Source organism: Pantoea sp. B550 (genome assembly GCF_024158165.1).
GTDB classification, from domain to species: Bacteria; Pseudomonadota; Gammaproteobacteria; order Enterobacterales; family Enterobacteriaceae; genus Pantoea; species Pantoea alfalfae.
In genome coordinates this window covers 22,526-43,515 of record NZ_JAMYXI010000001.1, presented here as the reverse complement: position 1 = coordinate 43,515, position 20,990 = coordinate 22,526, and the positions used below count along the sequence as shown (strand labels likewise).

General features: G+C 56.1%; 18 protein-coding genes and 1 pseudogene. 10 read left to right on the top strand and 9 right to left on the bottom strand.

Features of this window, described 5'->3' with window-relative positions; translation table 11 throughout:
• Positions 1-205: 205 nt before the first annotated feature.
• Positions 206-1,144, top strand: coding sequence for a D-2-hydroxyacid dehydrogenase (locus tag NIM72_RS00195; RefSeq protein ID WP_253417738.1), 939 nt, complete (start codon positions 206-208; stop codon positions 1,142-1,144).
• A gap of 216 nt (positions 1,145-1,360) precedes the next feature.
• Positions 1,361-2,060: pseudogene (locus NIM72_RS00190) on the top strand (Rpn family recombination-promoting nuclease/putative transposase); the annotation flags it as partial.
• A gap of 149 nt (positions 2,061-2,209) precedes the next feature.
• Here the strand turns inward: NIM72_RS00190 and glsB are convergent.
• The 5 genes from glsB to fucO form a co-directional block, all read right to left on the bottom strand.
• Positions 2,210-3,130 carry a glutaminase B gene (glsB, locus tag NIM72_RS00185; protein WP_253417735.1) on the bottom strand — a complete coding sequence of 307 codons (921 nt, stop codon included), beginning with the start codon at positions 3,128-3,130 and terminating at the stop codon, positions 2,210-2,212.
• Between the two features lie 91 nt (positions 3,131-3,221).
• Positions 3,222-4,421 (bottom strand): MFS transporter, encoded by a 1,200-nt coding sequence (locus NIM72_RS00180; protein ID WP_161735422.1) that lies wholly within the window; start codon positions 4,419-4,421, stop codon positions 3,222-3,224.
• 174 nt (positions 4,422-4,595) lie between these two features.
• Positions 4,596-4,766 (bottom strand): hypothetical protein, encoded by a 171-nt coding sequence (locus NIM72_RS00175; protein ID WP_202605013.1) that lies wholly within the window; start codon positions 4,764-4,766, stop codon positions 4,596-4,598.
• 104 nt (positions 4,767-4,870) lie between these two features.
• Complete coding sequence (locus NIM72_RS00170; RefSeq protein WP_008924737.1) at positions 4,871-5,044, bottom strand: GhoT/OrtT family toxin; 174 nt, start codon at positions 5,042-5,044, stop codon at positions 4,871-4,873.
• A 320-nt stretch (positions 5,045-5,364) separates the two neighbouring features.
• Complete coding sequence (gene fucO / locus NIM72_RS00165; RefSeq protein ID WP_161735424.1) at positions 5,365-6,513, bottom strand: lactaldehyde reductase; 1,149 nt, start codon at positions 6,511-6,513, stop codon at positions 5,365-5,367.
• Between the two features lie 251 nt (positions 6,514-6,764).
• On the opposite strand from fucO, the gene NIM72_RS00160 reads away from it, so the two are divergent.
• Positions 6,765-8,408 (top strand): dihydroxyacetone kinase subunit DhaK, encoded by a 1,644-nt coding sequence (locus tag NIM72_RS00160; protein ID WP_253417733.1) that lies wholly within the window; start codon positions 6,765-6,767, stop codon positions 8,406-8,408.
• A gap of 5 nt (positions 8,409-8,413) precedes the next feature.
• On the opposite strand, the gene NIM72_RS00155 is transcribed toward NIM72_RS00160, so the two are convergent.
• A complete protein-coding gene (locus NIM72_RS00155; protein WP_161735428.1) occupies positions 8,414-9,292 on the bottom strand; it encodes a LysR family transcriptional regulator in 879 nt (292 codons plus the stop codon).
• A 244-nt stretch (positions 9,293-9,536) separates the two neighbouring features.
• Here NIM72_RS00155 and NIM72_RS00150 point away from each other — a divergent pair, with 244 nt between their 5' ends.
• Entirely contained in the window at positions 9,537-10,085 is a 549-nt protein-coding gene (locus NIM72_RS00150) for a YbhB/YbcL family Raf kinase inhibitor-like protein (protein WP_253417731.1), read from the top strand.
• Between the two features lie 52 nt (positions 10,086-10,137).
• Here NIM72_RS00150 and NIM72_RS00145 read toward each other — a convergent pair whose 3' ends face one another.
• The gene (locus tag NIM72_RS00145) at positions 10,138-11,004 is read right to left on the bottom strand and encodes an alpha/beta fold hydrolase (protein ID WP_253417729.1); all 867 of its coding nucleotides are present in this window, start codon (positions 11,002-11,004) and stop codon (positions 10,138-10,140) included.
• 177 nt (positions 11,005-11,181) lie between these two features.
• On the opposite strand from NIM72_RS00145, the gene NIM72_RS00140 reads away from it, so the two are divergent.
• Complete coding sequence (locus tag NIM72_RS00140; RefSeq protein ID WP_222925819.1) at positions 11,182-11,769, top strand: ABATE domain-containing protein; 588 nt, start codon at positions 11,182-11,184, stop codon at positions 11,767-11,769.
• 53 nt (positions 11,770-11,822) lie between these two features.
• Here the strand turns inward: NIM72_RS00140 and proP are convergent, their stop codons facing one another.
• On the bottom strand, positions 11,823-13,289 hold the full coding sequence (gene proP / locus NIM72_RS00135; RefSeq protein WP_095708080.1) for a glycine betaine/L-proline transporter ProP: 1,467 nt from the start codon (positions 13,287-13,289) through the stop codon (positions 11,823-11,825).
• 295 nt (positions 13,290-13,584) lie between these two features.
• Positions 13,585-14,778 (bottom strand): aminotransferase class I/II-fold pyridoxal phosphate-dependent enzyme, encoded by a 1,194-nt coding sequence (locus tag NIM72_RS00130; RefSeq protein WP_253417726.1) that lies wholly within the window; start codon positions 14,776-14,778, stop codon positions 13,585-13,587.
• Between the two features lie 218 nt (positions 14,779-14,996).
• Between NIM72_RS00130 and NIM72_RS00125 the strand changes: the two genes are divergently transcribed.
• From NIM72_RS00125 to NIM72_RS00105, 5 genes are all read left to right on the top strand, one after another.
• Complete coding sequence (locus tag NIM72_RS00125; protein WP_253417724.1) at positions 14,997-15,809, top strand: MetQ/NlpA family ABC transporter substrate-binding protein; 813 nt, start codon at positions 14,997-14,999, stop codon at positions 15,807-15,809.
• Complete coding sequence (locus tag NIM72_RS00120) at positions 15,806-16,831, top strand: methionine ABC transporter ATP-binding protein (RefSeq protein WP_253417722.1); 1,026 nt, start codon at positions 15,806-15,808, stop codon at positions 16,829-16,831. The genes NIM72_RS00125 and NIM72_RS00120 overlap by 4 nt, the downstream gene beginning before the upstream one ends.
• Positions 16,824-17,492, top strand: coding sequence for a methionine ABC transporter permease (locus tag NIM72_RS00115; RefSeq protein WP_222925815.1), 669 nt, complete (start codon positions 16,824-16,826; stop codon positions 17,490-17,492). The genes NIM72_RS00120 and NIM72_RS00115 overlap by 8 nt, the downstream gene beginning before the upstream one ends.
• Positions 17,493-17,495: 3 nt before the next feature.
• Positions 17,496-19,811 (top strand): molybdopterin-dependent oxidoreductase, encoded by a 2,316-nt coding sequence (locus NIM72_RS00110; RefSeq protein WP_222925814.1) that lies wholly within the window; start codon positions 17,496-17,498, stop codon positions 19,809-19,811.
• A 130-nt stretch (positions 19,812-19,941) separates the two neighbouring features.
• Positions 19,942-20,961: an isopenicillin N synthase family oxygenase gene (locus NIM72_RS00105; RefSeq protein ID WP_161735443.1), complete on the top strand. Its 1,020-nt coding sequence runs from the start codon at positions 19,942-19,944 to the stop codon at positions 20,959-20,961.
• Positions 20,962-20,990 lie beyond the last annotated feature (29 nt).

Here is a 20,990-nt window from a genome sequence, read left to right as displayed (position 1 = left end):
CGCAAGGGTGAAAATTACGGGCGGCAGTGTAACGCGAAGGGGATAAAAGGGTTAAATAAAGTGGCATCTGTTCCGAAAAAATTCGCACTCTTTGAACATATTCACTTTAATTCCAGCATCATTTAACTTAGATGTTACTCGTTAAATACATACAAATAACATTAATGAGTCGGTTGCATTTAACCGAACCCATAAAGGAATGAAGATGAAAATTGTAATGCTGGATGGTGACACACTGCCTGTCTCTCTGCCGACCGGGCAACTACAGGCTGACTGGGAGATTCGCGCACAAACACCGGTCAGTGACATTGTCTCTTCGCTCACGGGCGCGACGGTTGCGATTACCAATAAGGTGCCGTTGTGTGCCGACACCCTGGCGCAGCTTCCTGAACTGCGCTTTATCTGTATTGCGGCAACCGGTTATGACTGTATTGATACAGAGGCCTGCCGCGTCCGCGGCATCGTGGTCAGTAATATACCCGGCTACTCTTCTCAGAGCGTGTCGGAGGCGGTAATCGCCGCCATTTTCGCCTTGCGTCGTCACATGATGGCTTATGCCGTTAATACCCGCATCGACTGGCCGCAGGCGCAGCACTTTTGTCTGCATCGTCAGCCAATAGGGGATATTGGCGGCGCCACGCTGGGTATCGCGGGCAAAGGTGATATCGGTCAGGCGGTCGGCAGGCTGGCCCAGGCGCTGGGAATGAAGGTCCAGTACGCGGAGCGCAAAGGCAGTGATCGGGTGCGTGAGGGCTATGTCAGCTTTGAGCAGATGCTGGCCACCAGCGATATTATTTCGCTGCACTGCCCATTGAGTGACAGCACCCGTCAGATGATTGATCGCGAGGCGCTGGAGAAAATGAAACCGCATGCGCTGCTGATTAACACCGCGCGTGGTGGCCTCATTAACGAGGCCGATCTTGCTGAGGCATTAAAGCAGGGGCTGATTGGCGGCGCGGCGCTGGATGTTCTGAGCAGCGAACCACCCTCTGCAGATAACCCGCTGCTGGCAGATTTGCCCAATCTGCTGCTGACGCCGCACATTGCCTGGGCGAGTCGCAGCGGCGTAGAGAATCTGGTGACGGGTGTGATGGCCAATATTGCGGCCTTTATTCAGGGCGAGCCGGTTAATGTGGTGAGCTGAGCTGGGTCGAATGGCTTTCTGAGGCCTGCAATTCGTTAATATTCAGAGCAACCTCGTAGAATTCAGGAAAAGCGTTTTACGGGGTTCAATCATCAGAGTATTCATTTCGTTATTTCCATCCGGTCTTTAAACGTTCGTGCGCTACAGGATTTAGCGCCTTTTATCCTGCTGAATCAGCCGTTGTCAGCGCTTCAGGAACAGAAAGCAGTCTGGTCAGTGAAAAAGAACAACAGCACGCACACGCCTCATGATGCGACATTCCGGCAATTTCTGACTCAGCCGGATATTGCCCGGGATTTCCTGGCGCTGCACCTGCCGCCAGAGTTGTGCTAACGCTGTGATCTCAGCACACTGAAGCTGGAGTCGGGGGCGTTTGTCGAGGATGACCTTCGGCAGTACGTTAGCGATGTGCTTTACAGTCTTAAGACTACCGCTGGCAATGGATAGATCCATTTACTCATTGAGCATCAGTCATCACCTGACAAACATATAGCATTTCGGCTGATGCGCTATGCAGTGGCTGCTTGCAGCGCCATCCTGAAGCTGGGCATAAGAGATTGCCGCGGGTGATACCCATACTGTTTTGAGCAGACGCACTCCCTTTCCTTATTCGACCCGGTGGCTGGATGAGTTCGACGACCCGTTGCTGGCGGACAGGCTTTACAGCCACAGTTTTCCGCTGGTGGATGTCACGACGATTCCTGACGATGAGATCATGCAACACCGCAGCATGGCGGCACTGACCCTGTTGCAGAAACATATCCGGCAACGTGATCTGGCAGAACTGATGGACAGGCTGGTATCTATTTTGATGGCAGGCGATCACTCTTCATTGCAGGTGATAGCATTGGTAAACTGCATTGTGCAGGCGGGCAAAGTCTCAAACGCCAAAACCTTTGTAAAGGAGCTGGCACAGATTTCGCGCTAAGAATTTTTTGAGCGCTGATTAACGCTGACGACTCAAATCGCCAGCGTACTGCACTGAAAATATAAAATCAGCTTGCCGGAATCATGGGAACTCCATCGCTTTTCATCACGGCGAGCCTGTTATTTGCGCGCTCAGTATCAAAATATCGAGCGCCCCAGCTTTTCCGTCAGCAATTCCAGCACAGCAGTGCCCGCCAGCGAATTACCTGCGCTGTCCAGCCCGGGTGACCAGACGGCAATGCTCATCTCGCCAGGGATGACGGCAATAATTCCGCCACCTACGCCCGACTTTGCAGGCATCCCAACCCGCCACGCGAATTCGCCTGCGCCATCATACATCCCGCTGGTGATCATCAGTGCGTTAATCTGCCGCGCCTGACGCGGTGTAATCATCTGGCTGCCATCCAGTGTTTTACCCTGATTACCCAGATAGATGAAGGTGCGCGCCAGTTCAACGCAGTTCATCGACAGTGAGCAATAGTGGAAATAGGTCTGCATGACGCTGGTGACATCATTATCGAAATTACCAAACGACTTCATCAGCCAGGCTATCGCGGCATTGCGGGCAGAATGTTCAAATTCAGAGCGGGCAACGTGGCGATCATAATTGATATCGGGCTGCTGGCTAAGCTGGCGCACAATTTCCAGCATTCGCTGGCGTGGCGCCGTCAGGCGGGTTTCCAGCAGATCGCAAATCACCAGCGCACCGGCATTGATAAACGGATTACGTGGCTTGCCCTGTTCCAGCTCCAGCTGGACCAGTGAATTAAATGGCTGGCCTGATGGCTCTTTGCCAACCCGCTGCCAGATTTCACTGTCGTCATAGCGGGTCAGTGCCACAGTCAGCGATAGCGCTTTGGATATCGACTGAATAGAAAAGCGCGTCTCCGCATCGCCCGCCTGAAAGAGGGTGCCGTCACGCAGGCAAACGGCAATGGCCAGATTGTCGGCCGCAACATCGGCCAGCGCGGGGATATAGTCAGCGACTTTTCCCCGATGGACCAGCGGACGCACCTGATCCAGGACCTCCTGCAGCAGAGCATTATTTAGTTCAGACACGCACTTTTCTCCCGTCGGTTTACGCTGGCCGGCAATGCGTGATGCATTTGCGACCGGCCAGTCATCTGTTGTGAGTCGCTGAGCCGCATTTTCAGCTGATGGGTTTTGACTGTGCTGCCAGCGGAGCCAATACCATCTGTAACAGGCTCAGCAGTGCCAGCACACTGAAGGGCAGCGTCCAGTTACCGCTCTGTTCATGGAGCACGCCAAAAAACAGCGGGCCCAGGGCTGCCAGCGCATAGCCCACACATTGCGCCATGCCTGAAAGTTGTGAGGCCTGACGGTGATGTGTGGCGCGCAGATTAAACAGCGAGAGGCAGAGCACCAGTGAAGCCCCGGCACCCAGTCCGGCCAGTGTCAGCCAGATCAACGCCCATTGCGGATTAAGCAGCAGACCTGACATACCGAGGAAAATACCCGAGGAAGCAATGAATGCGGTGAGCCGGGCATCTTTTACCCGCTTCAGCGCAACCATACAGGCCAGATTAGCAACGATTGCAATTGCCTGATACCAGAACAGCAGCCACCCAGCCTGCGCCTGAGTGAAGCCATTATCCTGAGCAAACACGGCAAACCAGTCGATCAGGGTATAAAATGCCAGCGATTGCAGTGCCATAAACAGGGCGATTTGCCAGCCACCGGCTGAGCGCCACGCATGACGATGTGCAACAGGGGCTTCAGCCGACGCTAAAGATGACTGCCGCTGACGTAAAAGCGGCAGCCAGGCGAGCAGCGCAACCAGCCCTGGCAGCGCCCAGACAACCAGTGAGAGTCGCCAGCCCGCCGTTGAGAGCTCGCTCAGCGGCACGGCAATGCCCGACGCGAGGCTGGCAGTAATCGACATGGTGGCGGCATAAAGGCCAATGTATCTGGCGGTATGGGCGGTGAAATCGCGCTTAATCAGGGGCGGCAGCAGTACGTTGGCCGCGGCAATACCTGCGCTCAGCAGCAGCGTTCCGCTCCATAATGCCGCTTCAGCAGGCAACCAGCGCAACAGTGAACCAGCAGTAATCAGGCACAGTGCACTCCACAAACTGCGCTCCAGCCCGACCCGATTTCCCAGCCAGGCGGCAGGCGGGGCGAGCAGGGCAAAAAGCATCAGTGGAATAAAGTTAAACAGGCCTGCTTCGCTGGCGCTGAGGCCAAAGGTCTGGCGGACATCCTGCAGCACCGGCCCGACGGCGGTAATCGGTGCCCGAAGATTTGCTGCGGTGAGCAGCAGGACGAACAAAAAAAAGCTGGCGCTGGAAAACGCAGCGAGGGGTTTAGCTTGCTGTTGTACTGGCATCATGGCAGGGATCATCACATGCAGCAGTGCTGCGGGGGCGTTGGTTGACGTTAACGCTTACGCATCAGAATTGATGTCTGGGCGCTACTTTACTGACCGGTTAGCGGCCTGTAAAGCCTTGTTATATGATGAAATAGCGTAAATGCGATCTCGCCGCCGCGATCGCTGTATGAGTGATTAGTGGAACTCAGGCTCAGGGAAGTGACCACAGTCGTTCTGGCTGGGATTAGATCCGGGCTGGCAGGTCTGCTGACGGGTTTCGGCCGCGGGAACCGTTTTTTCAGCGTGCCACGGGGCACTGCAGGCACTGAGAAGAGAAACCAGAATCATCACACTGAATACGCGCATATCCGCTCCTTATTAACCCTTTTGAGCAAGGTCACGTCGGTGATCGGCGGTTGGCAGGTCAGGGACGTCTTACCTGAGTGTGGTCGCTAAGGGGATAATGTCAATTAAAACAGCGCAAACATCAGCGCAACAGGAAAACTCATCGGCCAGGTGGCACCCACCAGAAAAGCGCTCAGCAGTTTGATGCTCAGCTTATCTTTGGCGATGAAGAAAGTGATTAGCGTCGCGACCAGTGCAACAACGGCATAAAAAATTAGCATACCCTGGTACAGTGTCATTGATATCTCCGCAGCGTCATTATGGTTTTCGCTGCGCATGATGCGGATTTTTGTGATCCAGATCAAGTGAATCAGGGTTAAGCATCTAAAGAAATTATCGGTCAATATGGCTGATTTACGCTCTGACATCGATGATGATAACGGGCGATTTCAGGCTGAAACCGTGGCGGGAAATGTGGGTCGAACCTTTGCTGATGCCGCCATCCTATCTTTACATCCCCTGGCGAACGCTTGCTGACTGACCGTTACCCTGACGTAAAAAAGCCCGCTATGGTGGGCGGGCCAGACATGGCAGTGCATGACTAAACAGCGTACGCGTTTTAACTCTGACGATAGAGTGCCATCACCGCTTCCAGATCCGGGGTACGAGGGTTACCGCCGGTGCAGACATCATCCAGCGCCGCCTGCGCCAGTGCAGGGATATCCGCCTCCTGTAAGCCGACCTCGCGCAGCGAACGCGGAATACCCACATCGCGGCAGAGCTGACGAACTGCAGCGACAGCCGCTTCCCGCGCCTGATCCAGCGTCAGCGTGTCGACCTGTTTCACGCCCATCGCACGGGCAATATCGCGATATTTTTCGCCTGTTGATGGGGCGTTCCACGCCATCACCTGTGGCAGCAGAATGGCGTTCGCCACGCCGTGCGGCACGTTATAAAAAGCGCCCAGCGGATGTGCCATACCATGCACCAGACCGAGTCCGACATTGGAAAAGCCCATACCGGCCACATACTGCCCCAGCGCCATCTGCTCAACAGCAACAATATTTCCCGCCACCGATTCGCGCAGCGACTGGCTGATAATTTCAATGGCTTTGAGGTGCAGCATGTCAGTCAGGGGCCAGGCACCGCGCGTAATGTACCCTTCAATCGCGTGAGTTAGGGCATCAATACCGGTGGCCGCTTTCAGCGAGGCGGGCATGCTCGCCATCATCTCCGCATCAATAATCGCCACTTTTGGAATGTCATGCGGATCGACGCAGACAAACTTGCGACGATTCTCTTCATCGGTAATGACATAGTTAATAGTGACTTCTGCCGCCGTGCCTGCCGTGGTCGGAATTGCGATGATTGGCACGCACGGATGACGGGTTGGGCTAACCCCTTCCAGGCTGCGAACATCTTCGAATTCAGGGTTGTTGATAATAATGCCGATCGCTTTACTTGTGTCCTGCGGTGAACCACCGCCGATGGCGATGAGGTAGTCAGCACCTGATTCCCTGAACACGGCAACGCCCTGCTGCACTACCCGGATAGTCGGATTCGGAACGACCTCATCAAAGACCGCCCAGGCAAGCTGATGCTGTTCCAGCAGGTCAGTTACCCGCTTCAGCGCACCGGCCGCAACCAGCGCTTTGTCAGTGACAATAAGCGCTTTACGCATCCCGCGACGCTGTACCTCTTCAGGCAAATGACGTAATGCGCCAGCACCAAACCAGGCGGTTTCATTCAGAATCATACGTTGGGTCATCAAAACATCCTCTGTTAAAAATGGTTTTCTACGATCCGTTATCCGCTTTTCAGGTTCTGCGCATAACCTCTCAGTTTCAGGTAAGAACATTTGATAAAAATCAATGAATTAGTAAAAAGTACTGCGCGCAATTCATTCAGGCAGGGCTTTCGTCTGGTGGGTATGCGGTGAGAGGCGGTGGATTATGCCCATCGTCAGTTGTGTGCAACACTTCTTTATTACAAACCTGTCCGTCCATGAGGAATGAAGACATGACCCGATTCGTAATGAATAAAAATGATGAACTCGTCGACAGCGCGCTGGATGGCATGATTTACGCCAGTCCGTGGCGCAATCTGGTGCGGCTGCAGGTCGATCCCCACATTCGCATCGTGATGCGCAGAGACTGGAAAAAACAGCAGGTCGCACTGATCTCCGGTGGCGGTTCCGGCCATGAACCGGCGCACGTTGGTTTTATCGGTAAAGGAATGCTGACGGCGGCCGTCTGTGGCGATGTGTTCGCCTCACCCAGCGTTGATGCGGTTTATAACGCCATCATCAACCTTACCGGTGACGCGGGATGTCTGCTGATTGTGAAAAACTACACCGGCGATCGACTCAACTTTGGGCTGGCGGCTGAAAAAGCCCGCAAGGCAGGATTCAGCGTCAATATGGTGATTGTCGGTGATGATATAGCCTTACCGGACAATCCTCAGCCACGCGGCGTGGCAGGCACGTTGCTGGTGCATAAAGTGGCAGGCTTTGTCGCCGAACGCGGTGATGATCTGACGGCGGTAACGGAGGCCGCAGAGGCTGCCAGTCGTGCTATCGCCACCATGGGGGTAGCGCTTTCCAGCTGTCATCTGCCGGAAGAACAGACCGGCCAGCGGGTGCCCGACGGCAGCGTGGAAATGGGGCTGGGGATTCATGGTGAGCCGGGCGTTGACGTCATGCCGACTCAGAACAGTCAGCAGATTGTGCAGCATCTGCTGGAGAAGGTGATGCCAGGTCCAGACAAGGATCTGCCCTGCGCGCTGCTGGTGAATAACCTTGGCGGGATGTCGGCGCTGGAGATGAGTCTGGTCACACGTGATCTGATTGAGTCGCCGCTGAGCCGGGGAAGCCGTTATCTGATTGGCCCGGCACCGCTGATGACCGCGCTGGACATGAAAGGGTTTTCCGTTACCTGCATGACGCTGACGCCGCTGTTCGAAGCGGCGATCTGCGCCCCGGTTGAAGTGACCGGCTGGGTTCCGGCGGTTAAGATCACATCGCTTCAGCCGGTTAACGCGACCCGAGAGGCGACAGCGCATTCGGTGCAACCCTCAGAAAATCCGGTAGTCGCAGCCTTTGTTAACCGCATTTGTGAAACGCTGATCGCCAGTGAAAGCGAGCTGAATAAACTCGATGCTCAGGTGGGTGATGGTGATACCGGCTCGACCTTTGCTGCTGGCGCGCGTCAGATCCAGCGTGAATGCGCAGATAACCAGCTGCCACTGAATGTTCTGCACGACCTGCTCGCGGTAACGGGTGAGCGACTGGCCACGGTCATGGGCGGATCCAGCGGCGTGTTGATGGCCATCTTCTTCACCGCCGCGGCGCAGCACCTGTCGGAAGGAGATGACCTGCCGGTCGCCTTACAGCAGGGTCTGGAAAAAATGAAGCAGTATGGTGGGGCTAAACCGGGCGATCGCACACTGATTGATGCGCTCCAGCCCGCTATTGAGGCGCTGGTGGCGGGCAAACCGCTGGCAGCCGCAGCAGATGCGGCGCAGCACGGCAGTGATGCAACCGCCAGCATGGGAAAAGCAAAGGCGGGCCGATCATCTTATCTCAACAGCGCGAACCTGAATGGCGTGCCCGATCCCGGTGCGGTTGCCGTCGCCCGCGTTTTTGCGGCATTAAAAACGCTTTAGCTCAATCACAGCGCTAAACGCGTCTGTAAAAAGGCCAGTAACTGGCGGTTTACTTCGCTGCGCTGACGGTGCTGTGGGTAAACCGCATTCAGGGAGAGTGGGGGCGGCTGGCAGCCGTCCAGCACCGTCACCAGTTCACCCCTTTGCAGGTCTGTCTCTACGATAAAAGCGGGAAGCAAGACCAGTCCGAGTCCCGCCAGGGCGGCATCACGCAGCACTTCGCCATTGTTACTCACCATGGGGCCCTGAACCGCCAGCCATTTCGCTTTGCCATTGACCTGCAGTTCCCAGCCATTCAGACCTTCCCGTCCGTAGCGCAGACAGGCGTGTTGCAGCAACTCCTCGGGCTGCTGCGGCGTGCCGGCCCGCTGCAGGTAACCGGGACTGCAGCAGATTACCCGTTTCAATTCACCCAGCGGACGGGCAATCAGCGTGGAATCTGCCAGGGTGCCGATGCGAATCGCCATATCGACGCCTTCGCCAATCACATCAACATAGCGATCCGCCAGCTCAATCTGAAACTGCAGTGCCGGATGATGACTCAGAAACTCCGCAATCAGCGGTGACAGGTGGCTCATGCCAAACGACATCGGCAGATTGATGCGGAAGGTACCGCGCAGCGCCTGCTGCTGCTCCGACACCGCCAGTTCGGCTTCCTGAATCTCATCCAGAATGCGCTGAGCATGCTGCGCAAACAGCAGACCCGCATCCGTCACTGACAGCTTGCGGGTGTTACGTATCAGCAGACGTACGCCTAACGATGCTTCCAGCGCGGCCATGCGGCGACTGACATACTGCTTCGATAACATCAGCTGCTCAGCGGCTGCAGTGAAGTTACCAGCATGTATTACGGCGATGTAAATCCGGAGATCTTCAATCTGCATAGTGTCCACTTATCGGTGACAGTGACGGGGTGTCTGGCGAAAACTCAGCCGCAGGCGTTAACTTATATCGGGTAATGTGTCTCAGGGCAACGCGTCAGCACCCTCAGCCAGCGCGACAGCGATCATAGATCTGCCGTTTCGCAATATTTAAACGGCCGGTCAGCCGGGCTAATCGTGTTAAAGCCGTTATAGTAAGCAGGCAGTGATGCAATGCATCCGGAACTAACCTGATAAGGAGTGGCTGGTGAAAAAATTACTCTGTGCAACAGTGCTTGCCGTTTTGCCAATAACCGCGCTGGCAGCGTCGGTGTTTACGCTGCAATCACAGGATTTCAGCGATAATGCGCTACTGGACAAAAAGTTTGCCGGTGCCAATAAAAGTAATCCTTCCTGCACCGGTGAGAATATCTCTCCCGAACTCAACTGGTCTGCGATTCCGGCGGGCACCCGCAGTCTGGCCCTGCTGATGACCGATCCGGTCGGGGCCAAAGGGCTGGGCGTGACTCATATGGTGGCCTATAACATTCCGGTCAGCCGTTCGTCGTTCGCGCAGGGGGCGCTGACAAAGGGCAAGGACTACACCGGCGGAAAAAATACACCCGGGACACTGCACTATTATGGACCTTGCCCGCCTGCAGGCAGCGGCCTGCATCACTATAACTTTGTGCTGATCGCCACCGATTTGCCGGTGGGTCAGTTGAAAGCAGGGTTAACACAGGCCGAGCTGGTGGCACAGCTGAAAGGCCATGCGCTGGGCGCGGCCAGCACCGTTGGCCGCTTTAGCAATGAATGACCTGCACGTTTGCAGAGGCAGCGCTGAATAGCCTGCCTCTGCGCGCTACGAATCAGTTGCCACTGAACATCTCGCGGATGCGCGACGCAATGTGATGCGTGTGTGTCTCCAGCGCGAAGTGGCCGCTGTCCAGCATCTCGACCACCGCCTGTGGATTATCACGCTGCCAGGCCACGGCGCCCGGTGGAATAAAGAACGGATCGTGCTTGCCCCAGATCACCAGCGTTGGCACCTGCTGCTGGCGAAAGAACGCCTGAAATTCCGGGTAACGTTTCAGGTTACTGGCGTAATTGAGAAACAGGGCCTGCTGAATATCTTTGTTACCGGGGCGCTCCATCAACAGAGTATCCAGGGTATAGGTTTCCGGTGCGATCTGCTGCGGATCGCTTACCCCATGCAGATACTGCCACTTCACCCCTTCCAGCGTCAGGATAGCGTCACGGATCACCTGACCATTTGCTTCGCTGGGATCGTCCCAGTAGGCGCGGACCGGTGCCCAGGCCTCTCCTAATCCCTCCAGATAGGCGTTACCGTTTTGTGATATCAGCCCGCTGACGCGATCGGGGTAAGCCAGTGCCAGTCGCAGACCGGCAGGTGCGCCATAGTCGAAAACATACATCGCATAACGTTCCAGCCCCAGTGCATCGACAAAGGCGGTCAGCGTCTGGCCCAGCGCGTCAAAGGTCCAGGAATAGTTGCGCTCAGCAGGCACTTCAGTAAAGCCAAAGCCCGGCATATCGGGTGCGATGAGATGAAATTTATCAGCCAGAAGCGGGATCAGATTGCGGAACTGATGTGAAGAGGTGGGAAAGCCATGCAACAGCAGCAGTACCGGCAGTAATGGATCGCCCGCTTCTCGATAGAAAACATTAACGCCGTCGGCCTGCTGATAACGATAAGAAACAGAGTGTGTATTCATGATATTTTCCTGTAACTGGTTAAATGGCATTTATAGGGTTACAAGGGCTTATTATGCAGTGATAATGTAACCTGTCAAATTGATATTTAGTGGTTACATGAGGCCGTCTGTAACTACTCATCTGGTTTTTTATCGGTTACAGTAGCGTCAGAAGATTTCAATAATGAGGGCGACATCATGGCGGAAACGCAATCACACTCCGGCCAGGGGCCGTGGTTTCTGGCCGATCATCCGGCGCTGGATTTTATCAACACCGAAGCTATCGCAGAGGGGCGGCCATACGATTTCTGGCAAAGCGATCAGGATGTTGAAGCCTGGCTGCAACAGGCCGGACTGCTAACCGACGGATCTGCGCCGCAGTATGAGCCGGGCGCGCTGGTGCAGGCCGCTCGTCAGTTACGTCAGATTGTTCGTGACGCTGTGCAGCAGCATAAAGCAGGTGAGAATGTGAGTACTGAGGCGCTGAATGTCTGGCTGGGCCAGGCAACGAGTCACCTGCAACTGAGCGTGGAGTCGGGTTCGCTGACTATCCGGCGCGTTTACGCCAGCCAGAACGTGAGGCAACGGCTGGGACAGGTTGCAGAACAGGCTGCAATGCTGCTCACGCAGGAAGATTTCAGCAGAGTCCGTGCCTGTGAACATCCCGACTGCACCCTGTGGTTTTACGATCGCACCAAAGCGCATCGCCGCCGCTGGTGCAGCATGGCGCTGTGTGGCAATCGGGCGAAAGTTGCGCGTTTCAGGGCAGTAAAATCAGGTGGGTAGAGCGTGCGTCTGCCAGATAAAAAAACACCCTGCAGAGCAGGGTGTCAGAAACGTTATTTAGCCGCGGTCGTGGCGGGCTTTTGCCGTTTACGCAGCTTATCGATCAGTCGATGCGCTTCCGCTTTGGTTGCTACCGCAGGCGATGAACCGGTCAGCGGCTGACGCGCCGTTTCCCGCACCGTCAGAATGGTCAGCAGGCCGATCACGCCTGCACCCATCATGTAGTAGGCCGGCATCATGTTGTTTTTGGTGGTATCTACCAGCCACGCGGTAATCAACGGTGTCGTACCGCCGAACAGCGACACCGACAGGTTGAAACCGATAGCCAGTGCGCTGTAACGAATATCCGTCGTAAACAGCGCTGGCAGCGTCGACGGCATGGTGCCGCTGAAACAGGTGTGCAGCACGCCCAGAATCAGCAGGCCGCCAAATACCGCCCACATGTTACCTGACCCGATCAGCATAAAGCTCGGAATGGCGAGCAGAATCAGGCCTACTGCACCAAAGCCAATCACCGGACGACGACCAATGCGATCGGTCCAGCGCCCCCACAGCAGCGTCAGCGGCATCATCACGAACATCGCCACCATCACCAGCAGCAGACCACTCAGCTCTGGCAGTCCCAGCACGCCGGTCAGGTAACTCGGCATATACGAGGTCAGCATGTAGTTGGAGACGTTGAACAGCAGCACCAGACCGATACATTTCAGCATGGGCGCACGATACTTGCTCAGCATCTGCATCAGTGTCAGGCGCGGTTTGCTCTGCTCCAGCGCTTCCTGCTTTTCCATGTGCTGCTGGAATGCCGGCGTCTCTTCCAGCTTCAGACGGACATAGAGGCCGAAAAGACCCAGCGGCGCAGCAATAAAGAACGGCACGCGCCAGCCCCAGGACATCATCGCCTCGTTCGACATCACGGTGGTCATCACCGTGACCAGGCTGGCACCCAGAAGGTAACCGCCAATGGTACCGAACTCCAGGAAGCTGCCCATAAAGCCACGGCGTTTGTCGGTGGAATACTCCGCGATAAAGGTCGCTGCACCACCATATTCACCACCGGTCGAGAAGCCCTGAATCAGGCGTGCGACCAGCAGCAGAATCGGGGCCATAATCCCTATCGACGAATAGGCCGGGATCAGCCCGATGCAGAATGTCCCGATCGACATCATGATCATCGTCATCGCCAGCACTTTCTGGCGGCCAATGCGGTCACCCAGGGGGCCAAACACCAGACCGCCAATCGGACGCACCAGGAAGGCGGCGGCAAACGTACCAAAGGTAGCGATCAGCTGCACCGCGTTGTTGGCATCCGGGAAAAAGACTTTGCCGATGATGACGGCAAGATAGCTGTATACGCCAAAGTCGAACCATTCCATCGCATTACCGAGCGCCGCTGCGCCAACTGCGCGCTTCAGCATGTCGTTATCGATGACAGTAATGTCGTCAACAGTCAGCTCTTTGGGCTTTCTGTTCCAGAAATGTTTCTTTGGGTGTTCAGACGATGTGTTTCTGGTGTCCATATTCTCCTCAGGTACGTCAATGAAGGAGTCTTATAGCTTTCGCAGCCGCAAATAATGTTCAGAAGAAACCGTGGAAATGAAAGCTATAAGAAGCCGTATAATTTTTAAGTGAAGCGGCAAAAACCGCAGACGGTAAACCTTAGACTACGAATGTAAGGTTTTGCAAGTTTTCAGTCGAAATAACTGCCTTTGCTGACAAAGTCAGCACACTGCACTTAATCATGCCTGCTTACGCTCACAAACATTTGGTCATATCCCGCGTTTATGGCTTAGATGCTGTCTGGCTCTGATTTCATCAGCCACGCCTGCGCTCATTAAACAGTTTCAACCCGTCAATGCGGTCCAGCGCCTGCAGCAGCTGTTCCGTGCTGGCGGTCAGGCTGATACGAATATAATGCCGCCCGGCGGGGCCAAAGCCGTGACCTGGTGCCACCAGCAGATGACACTCTTGCAGTAACAGGCTGGCGAACTCCTCGCCGGTAAAACCGGGTGGCGCAGGCAGCCAGAGAAAAAAGGTGCCCTGACGAGCGCGCACCGGCCAGTGCATCGCTGCCAGCCTGGCGAGTACCACGCGACGACGCTGGTGATAAGGATCAGCCAGACGGTTAAGTTGCTCAGCAGAGAGCGACAAGGCGGTGATGGCGGCATCCTGCACCGCGCCAGACACCGTGCTGTAGCTGTGAGTATGCAGTTTTTTAAAAGCCGTAATAATCGAGGCGTTTCCCACAGCAAAGCCCACACGCCAGCCTGCCATCAACGCGCTTTTCGACAGGGTGTAAATTTCCACCCCCCACTCTTTGCCATCGGGCTGGGCCAGCAGACTTAGCGGCTGCTCGTCCGGCTCACTGCCTAGCGTAGCGTAGGCGAAGTCATGGATCAGCGGAATAGGGTGCTGGCGGGCGAAAGCCAGCGCGTCGGCGAACAGCGCGGACGTCGCCAGTGCGCCGGTGGGATTATGGGGATAGTTGAGCATAACCAGACCGGCGCGCGCGGTAATCTCATCCGGCACCTGAGTAAAATCGGGCAGGAAAGCGTTACGCGCCTCCACCGGGATGCCATAAAAATCGGCACCGGCCTGGCGTGCTGCTGAGCGATAGATTGGATAACAGGGATCGGTGGAGATTAACACCTGGCCCGGGTTGAGCAGGGCGCGTGGAAAGCCGTTGACGCCAATGTGCGCGCCCTGAAACAGCGCAACTTCGGTATCGGGATCCAGCATGACCCCATAGTGACGCTGGTAAAAGTCTGCGATAGCCTGACGCAGGGCGGGCTTTCCCCAGAAGGAGGGATATTCATGATTTTCCGGCCGCGCCGCCGCAGCCTGTAAGGAGGCGATGACCGCAGGCGGCGTAGGCTGACGTGGGCTGCCCGATGAGAGATCGATAAGCGGTAACTGCGATGCATCCAGTTCTGCTGCCTGCTTCTCAAGTAAGCTGAAAAGATTCTCTTCCAGCCCTGCGACCAAATCTGAAGCTGCAAACTCCGCCATAACCGTCCCGCAATAAAGAGTGTGAAGCGGAAAAGAATGACACAGCCGGGTTTCATTTCTTTAGCAGAAATAACGCTGAAGATTGCCGCCATCTGGATATTCAGCCTGTGACTATCGTTAGCATAAATAAGCCAAAGTCGGGGCCGGTTTTGCCTGTTCCTGATTGTAAGGGCTGTGATTAAATCGATTGCTCTCACAATAATGAATCAGGAAGCATTATGCGCATTACTTCACGGGGAATTATTTTTTCACTGACGGCTGTTTCAATTTTTACCTCTGCTGCGCAAGCCGCAGACCAGAAAAAAATACGCATTGGTTTTAATCCGGGTCCGTATAAAGAGCAGTTTGAAAAAGGCGTGGCACCTCTGCTAATTAAGCAGGGTTATACGCTGGAATATAAGGATTTCAGCGATGGCATACAGGTTAATGATGCTGTTCATCGCGGCACGATTGACGCCAATATCATGCAGCATCCGGTCTATCTGAAGTCGGTTAACGATCGGCTTGGCATTGATAACGTCGGTATTGTGCAGGTGCCGACCCCGCCAATGGGGCTCTATTCTGAACGCGCAAAAACGCTGACGCAGCCTGCGCCAGGCAGCACGGTCTCTGTGCCGAACCAGCCCTCAAATGAGTATCGGGCTGCGCTGCTACTTCAGAGTATCGGCTGGCTGAAAATCAGCCCTGAGAGCGACGCCGCAACCTTCTCGCAGAAAAACATTACGGAGAACCCCTACAAAATCGTGCTGAAAGAGATGGATAATGCCCAGCAGGTGCGCGCACTGCCTGATGTGGATTATGGTGTTATTCAGGGTAACTTCGCGGTCTCCAGTGGCCTGAAACTCAATTCCGCGCTGAAACTGGAGGCACCAACCAGCCAGTTTATTAACGTAGTAACGGTAGCGGGTAAAAATAAGCAGGCTCAGTTTGCCCGTGACATTATTGCCGGCTATCACTCGCCGGAATTCAAAGCGTATATCACCAGTAATGCGCAATATGCGGGCTATCTGTTGCCAGACTATTTCAAATGAGTCAGGCGGCTATCGCGTTTGACCAGGTCAGCAAAACCTTTGCACGTAACGGGTCAGAAGTGCAGGCGCTGCAGGATATTAATCTACGCATCAACCAGGGCGATATTTTTGGCGTTATCGGCACCAGCGGTGCCGGAAAAAGCACGCTGCTGCGCCTGATTAATCATCTGGAAACGCCGACGACCGGCACGGTGGAGGTGCAGGGTGAAGCGTTACAGGGGATCAGCAAAAAGCGGTTAATTGACGTCAAAAAGCAGATTGGGATGATCTTTCAGCACTTTAATCTGCTCAATGCCCGTACCGTATTTCACAACGTGGCCATCCCGCTGATATTGCAGGGGCGGAGTAAAGATTTTATCGCCACCCGCGTAGCGGAACTGCTGGCGTTTGTGAACCTCAGCGACAAAGCCCACAGCTACCCGGACGAACTCTCCGGCGGTCAGAAACAGCGCGTCGGAATTGCCCGTGCGCTGGCGACCAACCCTGCCATTCTGCTGTGCGATGAGGCGACGTCGGCGCTGGATCCCCAGACCACGGTGCAGATTCTGCTGCTGTTACAGGAAATCAATCAGCGTTACGGCATCACCATTGTGCTGATCACCCACGAGATGTCAGTGGTGCAGAAGATCTGCAACCGGATGGCGGTGATGGCGCACGGTCGCATTGTTGAACAGGGCGATGTCCTGACGCTGTTCGCCGAACCACGGCAGGCGGTGAGCGCCAGCTTTGTGCAGTCGGTCATTCACGATCGCCTGCCACAGCAGACGCTTGAATTGCTCAGCGAGCATCCGGCAGCCGACGCGTTACGGCTGGAGTTTGTCGGCAGCACGGCACAGCAGCCGGTGATCAATCAGCTGATCCGCAACTATGAGGTGGAGGTGAATATTCTGTTCGCCAGCATGACGGAGGTGCAGCGCACCATTCTGGGTTTCATGATTGTGCAGATCAAAGGCGAACCCGCGCAGCGCGAGGCGGCGATTCAGTTTCTCACCGCGACCGGAGTAAAAATCAGTGATGTCTGAACTCTTTGAAACGGCTGTAACCGGCGATCAGTTCCTGACGGCGATGCAGGACACGCTGATTATGGTGGGGCTGTCGCTGGGCTTTGGTTCGCTGCTGGGGCTGCCGCTTGGCATTATTCTGGTGGTCTGCCGTCCGGGCGGGATACAGCCCCAGCGTCTGGTGCATCAGCTATTGAACCCTGTCGTGAATATCATCCGTTCGCTGCCGTTCATTATTCTGCTGATTACTATCCTGCCGCTGACGCGCCTGCTGGTGAACACCACGATTGGCACGGCGGGGGCCATTGTACCGCTGGTGATCTTTATTGCGCCTTATATCTCGCGGCTGGTGGAAAGCGCGTTGCTGGAGGTCGACGAAGGCATTCTGGAGTCAGCCAACGCGATGGGGGCTACTACGCTGCAGACCATCTGGTATTTCATGCTGCCGGAAGCGGCTTCCTCGCTGGTGCTGGCCCTGACCACTGCCACCATCGGACTGCTGGGCGCCACGGCGATGGCGGGCACGGTGGGTGGCGGCGGCATTGGCGACCTCGCCATTACTTACGGTTATCAGCGCTTTGACGCCTTTGCCACGATTTCCACTGCGCTGGTTCTCATTGTGATTGTCCAGCTTCTGCAAACCCTGGGTACGCGTATTTCACGTCGTATCCGACGCGAGTAAACCATGAAGAAGAATGATTTAGCGGTAATGCACTGGGGCACCTATCACGTCACCACCGACGGTGACACGCTGACGTCGGTCAGGCCGGTGGCGTGGGACCGTAATCCGTCCGCTATCGGTCAGTCGCTGCCGGGCGCGGTGCAGAGTGAAACCCGGGTCAGAAATCCGGCTGTCAGGCTCGGCTATCTGCAGAACAGAAGCGCTTCACGCAGCGGACGCGGTAAAGAGCCGTTTGTCGAGGTGAGCTGGGAAGTGGCGCTGCAACTGGTGGCTGAAGAGCTGGCGCGGGTGAAAACCGGGCACGGCAATGAAGCGATCTATGCCGGTTCATATGGCTGGTCCAGCGCCGGACGATTTCATCATGCCCAGAGCCAGCTGCACCGCTTCTTTAACCACTACGGCGGCTACACCGCCAGCACCAATACCTACAGCATTGCGGCCGGTGAACGCACGCTGCCGCACATCATCGGTAATCTGGATGAGTTACAACGTCACCATACTCACTGGCCGGTACTGGCGGAGCATTGTGAGCTGTTTGTGGCGATTGGCGGATTGCCGCTGCGCAATGCGCAGGTCAATGGCGGTGGGGCTAACGATCATGCGCTGGCTCACTGGCTGACCACACTGCGGCAGAATGGCACCCGCTTTATTAACATCAGTCCGGTCAGAAACGATCTCGCCGGGGTGGCCGATGCGGAGTGGCTGGCGATAAAGCCCGGCTCCGATACGGCGTTACTACTGGCCATCGGGCAGGTATTGATTGCGGAATCCCTGTATGACGCGGCCTTTGTGGCGCGCTACACCGTAGGCTTCGATATCTATGCGGCGTATCTGTTGGGTGAACACGATGGCATCGCCAAAACGCCCGAATGGGCTGCGTCACTAACCGGGCTGGCAGCCGATCAGATTCGCGGATTAGCACGGCAGATGGCGGCTCACAAAACGATGGTCAATATTGCCTGGTCAGTGCAGCGTGCGCGGCAGGGCGAGCAGGCGTTCTGGGCCACTGTCGCCACCACTGCGCTACTGGGGCAGATTGGCACGCCCGGCGGCGGGCTGGGGTTTGGTTACGCCTCAACCAATCTGGCGGGTGCCGCCCGGCGACAGTTCTCTGGCCCCCGGCTGCCTGCCGGCCATAATGCCGTACAGCAGACTATACCGGTGGCACGTATCGCTGACATGCTGCTTAATCCCGGCGGTCTCTACGCGTTTGACGGCCAGCAGCGAACCTATCCCGACATCCGGCTGGTCTACTGGGCTGGCGGCAACGTCTTCCATCATCATCAGGATATCAACAAGCTGATACGCGCATGGCAGCAGCCGGACACCGTGATTGTGCATGAGCAGTTCTGGACGGCGCAGGCCAGATTTGCCGATATCGTCCTGCCCGCCACCACTTCGCTGGAGCGCGAGGATATCGGCAGCGCCAGCAACGACGGCTTTATTATTGCCATGCCGCAGCATCTGCCGCCGTTTGGGGCGGCAAAATCGGATTACGCCATCTTTGCTGAGCTGGCGCAGCGGCTCGGTTTTGCTGATGCCTTTACTCAGGGACGCGGTGAGCGCCAGTGGCTTGAAGCCATTTACGCAGACTCCCGGCCACGCGCAGCGGCGCAGGGCATCGAACTGCCGCCCTTTGAGGCCTTCTGGTCACAGGGCGTGGTGGAATATCCCGCGCCTGACACACCACAGATCCTCCTTAAAGCGTTTCGCGATAACCCGGAGTCGGCCCCGCTCAGCACGGTATCGGGAAAAATCGAACTCTTTTCGCAGCGGGTGGCTGACTTTGGCTATGAAGAAGCGCCCGGCTTTGCCTTCTGGTATCCGCCGGAATATCAGGCTCAGCAGCAGGAGAAGCAGCAGTGGCCGTTGCATCTGCTCTCCAGCCAGCCGCGAACCCGGCTGCACAGCCAGTACGATCATGGCCGGGTCAGCCGGGCCACCAAAATTGCCGGGCGCGAGCCGCTCTGGATGCACCCTGAGGATGCGGCTGCGCGTGGCATTGAGGAGAACAGCATCGTGAAAGTGTTTAACGGACGCGGCGCGCTGCTGGCGGGCGTGCATCTGACACAGGATATCCTGCCGGGGGTGGTGCAGATGTCGACCGGGGCCTGGTATGACCCGCTGGAACAGCAGGAGGGCAAGCCGCTGGATAAACATGGCAACCCTAATGTGCTGACCCAGGATCGCGGCAGTTCACGACTGGGCCAGGGGTGCAGCGCGCAGACCTGTTTTGTAGAGATTGCGCTTTACCACGAGACCCTGCCTGAAATCACAGCGTGGTCGCCACCGGAATTTGTGATCCCGACCACAGAGTAATCTGCGGGCGGGGACTTAAGGGGCGGTGGGATATTCCCATCCGCCGCATATCCATAGCAGGATTAGTTGGTAGTTAACGCATAACTGAAATGGCAAGGTAAAACGATTCTATGCCAACAGAGTGTTAATCATGAGTGCGTTAACCCCATCAGAATTGCCGGTCATTGATTTCGCATTATTGTCAGGTCATCAACAGCAGCAGCGACAGGTTCTGGAAAAATTAAGCCAGGCCGCGCGTGATGTCGGTTTCTTCTACTTAATTAATCACGGTATCGACCGTGAATTACTGGATGAGGTTCAGCGGGTCGCACGGACGTTTTTTGCTCTGCCGCAGGCGGACAAAACGGCGGTCGCGATGGCCAACTCACCGCATTTTCGTGGTTACAACCTGGCGGGCGTGGAAATCACCCGCAGCCAGCCCGACTATCGTGAGCAGTTCGATATTGGCGCAGAGCGCGAAGCGCTGCCCGTCACCGCCGATTCCCCGACCTGGCAACGCATGCAGGGGCCGAACCAGTGGCCTGAAGCCTTGCCTGAATTGCAGACGGTGGTGACCCGCTGGCAGCAGCAGATGACTGCCGTGGCGCTGGAGTTGCTGCGCGCCTTTGCCGAAGCGCTGAACCTGCCACGTAACGCCTTCGATAACCTTTACGGCGACTATCCCAACGAACACATCAAACTGATCCGCTATCCGGGCCGCACCGAGGGTGAATCACGCCAGGGTGTAGGTGCACATAAGGATTCGGGTTTCCTGACCATGTTATTACAGGACGACCAGCCGGGCTTGCAGGTTGAAGTGACGCCGGGCAACTGGATTGATGCCTCACCTTTGCCGGGCGCGTTTGTGGTCAACATTGGCGAACTGCTGGAGCTGGCGACCAACGGCTATCTGCGCGCGACGGTACACCGCGTGGTGTCGCCGCAGCAGAACAATGAGCGCTTATCCATCGCCTTCTTCCTTGGCGCACAGCTCGACGCCGTCGTGCCAATCTATCAGCTTCCCCCGCAGCTGGCTGAGCTGGCGCAGGGACCGAGCAGCGATCCGCTTAACCCGCTCCTGCGAGAAGTTGGCTGGAATTACCTTAAAGGCCGGCTGCGTTCGCATCCGGAAGTTGCCCAGCGTTTCTATCCCGAACACAACACCCACTAAAAACTACGACTGATAACGATAAGAGATAA

What these genes read in the sequence shown, in the direction of transcription:
- NIM72_RS00110 (WP_222925814.1), top strand. Translation starts at nt 17,496, where the DNA reads ATGAAGAAGAATGATTTAGCGGTAATGCACTGGGGCACCTATCACGTC.
- fucO (WP_161735424.1), bottom strand. Translation starts at nt 6,513, where the DNA reads ATGACCCAACGTATGATTCTGAATGAAACCGCCTGGTTTGGTGCTGGC.
- NIM72_RS00130 (WP_253417726.1), bottom strand. Translation starts at nt 14,778, where the DNA reads ATGGCGGAGTTTGCAGCTTCAGATTTGGTCGCAGGGCTGGAAGAGAAT.
- NIM72_RS00125 (WP_253417724.1), top strand. Translation starts at nt 14,997, where the DNA reads ATGCGCATTACTTCACGGGGAATTATTTTTTCACTGACGGCTGTTTCA.
- NIM72_RS00175 (WP_202605013.1), bottom strand. Translation starts at nt 4,766, where the DNA reads ATGCGCGTATTCAGTGTGATGATTCTGGTTTCTCTTCTCAGTGCCTGC.
- proP (WP_095708080.1), bottom strand. Translation starts at nt 13,289, where the DNA reads ATGGACACCAGAAACACATCGTCTGAACACCCAAAGAAACATTTCTGG.
- NIM72_RS00120 (WP_253417722.1), top strand. Translation starts at nt 15,806, where the DNA reads ATGAGTCAGGCGGCTATCGCGTTTGACCAGGTCAGCAAAACCTTTGCA.
- NIM72_RS00140 (WP_222925819.1), top strand. Translation starts at nt 11,182, where the DNA reads ATGGCGGAAACGCAATCACACTCCGGCCAGGGGCCGTGGTTTCTGGCC.
- NIM72_RS00115 (WP_222925815.1), top strand. Translation starts at nt 16,824, where the DNA reads ATGTCTGAACTCTTTGAAACGGCTGTAACCGGCGATCAGTTCCTGACG.
- NIM72_RS00155 (WP_161735428.1), bottom strand. Translation starts at nt 9,292, where the DNA reads ATGCAGATTGAAGATCTCCGGATTTACATCGCCGTAATACATGCTGGT.
- NIM72_RS00145 (WP_253417729.1), bottom strand. Translation starts at nt 11,004, where the DNA reads ATGAATACACACTCTGTTTCTTATCGTTATCAGCAGGCCGACGGCGTT.
- NIM72_RS00170 (WP_008924737.1), bottom strand. Translation starts at nt 5,044, where the DNA reads ATGACACTGTACCAGGGTATGCTAATTTTTTATGCCGTTGTTGCACTG.
- NIM72_RS00180 (WP_161735422.1), bottom strand. Translation starts at nt 4,421, where the DNA reads ATGATGCCAGTACAACAGCAAGCTAAACCCCTCGCTGCGTTTTCCAGC.
- NIM72_RS00160 (WP_253417733.1), top strand. Translation starts at nt 6,765, where the DNA reads ATGACCCGATTCGTAATGAATAAAAATGATGAACTCGTCGACAGCGCG.
- NIM72_RS00105 (WP_161735443.1), top strand. Translation starts at nt 19,942, where the DNA reads ATGAGTGCGTTAACCCCATCAGAATTGCCGGTCATTGATTTCGCATTA.
- NIM72_RS00195 (WP_253417738.1), top strand. Translation starts at nt 206, where the DNA reads ATGAAAATTGTAATGCTGGATGGTGACACACTGCCTGTCTCTCTGCCG.